We start from the raw sequence: 2,503 nt of genomic DNA, 5'->3' as shown, positions 1-2,503 counted from the left end.
AAATCATATCACTAATTAATAGTTGAAAACAGTGGTTTAGAATTTTACACAATATTAAGGACTTGACTGAGCATTTCACATTTGCCCCCACAAGCATGAAGATTTCCCCCAACTAATGTGAGTATTTCTCAATTCCTTGTACACCCGGAGTGAAAGGGAAAAAATAGCAGATTAAAAACGATTTCCCCTACACAATGTCAGCATTCTCTAAGAGAGCTGCTCAAATATCACATAAAAGTCTTTAATTTCCCCAAAAATTCACTAGAGATTCCCCACTGACTAAGAAGCAATAGAGAAGGTGGCCTTCTTACCATCATTACATGAATCAACAAAAATATTCACGAACGTATTTTTCGTTATATGAATAAAATGTTCGTGTTTTATTGACTTTATAACAATAAAATTGTAGAATTAGTTTGTTTGATAAGGGAAAAAGAAACCTCGGAGGTGCATTCGTAATGTCATCAGTAGTTGTTGTTGGAACACAATGGGGAGACGAAGGTAAAGGAAAAATCACGGATTTTCTATCAGAGAATGCGGAAGTGATTGCAAGATATCAAGGCGGTAATAACGCTGGACATACAATTAAATTTAACGGTGAAACGTATAAATTGCATTTAATTCCATCAGGTATTTTTTATAGTGATAAAATTTGTGTCATTGGTAACGGAATGGTCGTTGATCCGAAGGCATTGGTACAAGAATTGGCTTACTTACATGAAAAAGGTGTGACAACAGATAATTTACGTATTAGTAACCGCGCCCATGTCATTTTACCTTACCACTTAAAATTAGATGAGGTAGAAGAAAATAGCAAAGGCGATAACAAAATTGGGACAACGAAAAAAGGAATCGGACCTGCTTATATGGATAAAGCCGCTCGTGTGGGAATCCGTATCGCAGACTTATTAGATAAAGAAGTATTTGAAGAGAAGCTTGCTCGTAACTTAGCGGATAAAAACCGTTTACTTGAAAGAATCTATGAAACAGAAGGCTTCAAAATAGAAGACATTCTGGACGAATATTATGAGTACGGTCAACAAGTGAAGAAATATGTATGTGATACGTCAGTTGTATTAAATGATTCACTTGATGATGGTCGTAGAGTATTATTTGAAGGTGCGCAAGGGGTTATGCTTGATATTGATCAAGGAACATATCCATTCGTTACCTCTTCTAACCCAGTAGCTGGCGGTGTGGCAATCGGTTCTGGTGTTGGACCAACAAAAATTAAACATGTTGTTGGGGTCTCTAAAGCATATACAACTCGTGTAGGAGATGGACCTTTCCCGACTGAATTAAATAACGAGATTGGCGATCAAATTCGCGAAGTTGGTCGTGAATATGGGACAACAACAGGTCGTCCTCGTCGTGTGGGTTGGTTTGATAGTGTCGTGGTTCGCCATGCTCGTCGTGTGAGCGGCATTACAGACCTTTCACTCAATTCTATTGATGTTCTTACAGGCATTGATACTTTGAAAATTTGTACAGCTTATAGCTACAAAGGCGAAATCATTGAAGAATTCCCAGCGAGCTTAAAAGTCCTTGCTGATTGCGAACCAGTATATGAAGAGCTCCCAGGTTGGACAGAAGATATTACAGCATGCAAATCTTTAGATGAGCTGCCAGCAAATGCGCGTCACTATTTAGAGCGTGTCTCTCAATTAACAGGTATTCCATTGTCTATATTCTCTGTTGGTCCTGACCGTACGCAAACAAATGTGGTTAGAAGCCCTTGGAGACAAAACTAAAATGAAGTTTTTTAAGATCGTATCTGTAGTAGATACGGTCTTTTTTTTATTAAAAAGTTAATTTTCTGTAGGAACCGAAGTGATAGTGGTTTAGAAAATGTAAAATCAGGGCAATGAATGGACAAAGGTGGTGGGAGGATATGAAAATATTAAAAGGCATGTATTCATTGATCTTGTTTGTAGCAGGAGTCCTTCATTTTGTCCGTGAACGAAATTTCCGCAAGATTGTGCCAGATTCGTTACCATTTAAAAAAGGGATTGTCCTCATTACGGGTGTAATGGAGGTCGCATTTGCGCTGTTACTGTGGGCGAAAAGAGGTCAAAGTCTAGTAGGGAAGTTGCTTTCATTATTCATGGTGCTTGTTTTCCCAGCGAATATCAACATGGCAGTAAAAAATAATACTTTCTATAAAGGTAAAAAAATTCATCCGTTATTATTATGGATGCGTTTACCGTTACAAATCCCACTTATTTTAGGGGCAATTAAACTCACTAAAGAAAAGACTAAATGACCCCATGTTATTTAGTTTTTTTTGCATTGTTAAATGATAAATGATGTGAGGATTTTAATAAGTAAAAGTTTTTCTAAAAAAATATTAAAAAAGGAGTGTACAAAGCTATCACCCTATGATAATATAAAAAGCGTCGTCAAGAAAACGCTTCAAATTAAAAAAGCGAGCCATTAGCTCAGTTGGTAGAGCATCTGACTTTTAATCAGAGGGTCGAAGGTTCGAGTCCTTCATGGCTCACCA

At 37.2% G+C, this 2,503-nt stretch carries 2 protein-coding genes and 1 tRNA gene; all 3 read left to right on the top strand.

Going from position 1 to position 2,503, the window contains the following annotated elements:
• Positions 1-458: 458 nt before the first annotated feature.
• The 3 genes from H9655_RS22255 to H9655_RS22245 all read left to right on the top strand — a co-directional run bounded on the left by H9655_RS22255 (position 459) and on the right by H9655_RS22245 (position 2,503).
• Positions 459-1,751 carry an adenylosuccinate synthase gene (locus H9655_RS22255; RefSeq protein WP_191817416.1) on the top strand — a complete coding sequence of 431 codons (1,293 nt, stop codon included), beginning with the start codon at positions 459-461 and terminating at the stop codon, positions 1,749-1,751.
• A gap of 140 nt (positions 1,752-1,891) precedes the next feature.
• Positions 1,892-2,263 carry a DoxX family protein gene (locus tag H9655_RS22250; RefSeq protein ID WP_191817415.1) on the top strand — a complete coding sequence of 124 codons (372 nt, stop codon included), beginning with the start codon at positions 1,892-1,894 and terminating at the stop codon, positions 2,261-2,263.
• Between the two features lie 164 nt (positions 2,264-2,427).
• Positions 2,428-2,503 (top strand) — tRNA-Lys (locus H9655_RS22245).

Origin of the sequence: Cytobacillus stercorigallinarum (assembly GCF_014836495.1) — a bacterium.
GTDB lineage: Bacteria > Bacillota > Bacilli > Bacillales > Cytobacillaceae > Cytobacillus > Cytobacillus stercorigallinarum.
Note: the sequence above shows the minus strand (reverse complement) of the source record. Positions and strands in the feature narration are given on the sequence as shown.

Excerpts from the sequence above, each read along its gene's own strand:
- H9655_RS22255 (WP_191817416.1), top strand. The coding sequence starts at position 459 with ATGTCATCAGTAGTTGTTGTTGGAACACAATGGGGAGACGAAGGTAAA.
- H9655_RS22250 (WP_191817415.1), top strand. The coding sequence starts at position 1,892 with ATGAAAATATTAAAAGGCATGTATTCATTGATCTTGTTTGTAGCAGGA.